The organism is Streptomyces calidiresistens (assembly GCF_014141525.1).
Lineage (GTDB): Bacteria > Actinomycetota > Actinomycetes > Streptomycetales > Streptomycetaceae > Streptomyces > Streptomyces calidiresistens.
The window spans coordinates 1-802 of the sequence record NZ_VKHS01001372.1 but is presented as its reverse complement, the minus strand read 5'-3'; the positions used below and the strand labels follow the sequence as shown (position 1 = coordinate 802).

Annotated in this window: 1 protein-coding gene; it reads left to right on the top strand. The window is 75.1% G+C overall.

Annotated elements, in window-relative coordinates; genetic code table 11:
- Nucleotides 1–138: 138 nt before the first annotated feature.
- A complete protein-coding gene (locus FOE67_RS27375; protein WP_182667502.1) occupies nt 139–606 on the top strand; it encodes an SRPBCC family protein in 468 nt (155 codons plus the stop codon).
- Nucleotides 607–802 lie beyond the last annotated feature (196 nt).

Here is an 802-nt window from a genome sequence, read left to right as displayed (position 1 = left end):
GTCGCCCCGGGGTCGTCCCGGCGCGGTAGCCTTCCCACGGCGCCGTGCGGCCCCCGACCGGGGAGGCGCGGCCGGAGGGGGCCGACACCGGCCCGGCACAGGGGCAGTACGGGAAGCAGCATCCGAGGAGCCGCGCCGATGGCGGAGGAGCACACCAGGTCCAGCATCACGATCGAGGCGACGCCCGACGCCGTGATGGCCGTCATCGCCGACTTCGATCGGTATCCGGACTGGACCGGTGAGGTCAAGGAGGCCGAGATCCTGGCCACCGACGAGCGGGGCCGGGCCACCGAGGTGCGGCTGCTCCTCGACGCCGGTGCCATCCGCGACGAACACACCCTCGCCTACGAGTGGATCGGCGCGCTGGAGGTGCGCTGGTCGCTGGTGAAGTCGAAGATGCTGCGCTCCCTGGACGGGGCCTATCGCCTGGTCCCCCTGGAGGGCGGCCGGCGCACCGAGGTCACCTACCGTCTCACCGTCGACGTGAAGATGCCGATGCTCGGCACCATCAAGCGCAAGGCGGAGAAGGTCATCATCGACCGCGCCCTGGAGGGGCTGCGCAAGCGCGTCGAGGGCACGGGCGGAGCCGGGGACGCCGCGGGCTGACCCCGCCCACCCGGGGCCCCGGGCCGGTGGGACGCCTGCCGGTCCCCGCCCCGCTCCGGTACCGTCGGAAGGCGGTGGGGTCCGTGCCGGCCGACGGCCGAACCGGGCGCCCCCGCGCCCCCGTTCCCGGCCGCAGGAGAACCGCGATGAGCGAAGCCCCCGGGGCTGACCGGTCCGAGCCCGGCCCGCCTCCCGG

What these genes read in the sequence shown, in the direction of transcription:
- FOE67_RS27375 (WP_182667502.1), top strand. Translation starts at nt 139, where the DNA reads ATGGCGGAGGAGCACACCAGGTCCAGCATCACGATCGAGGCGACGCCC.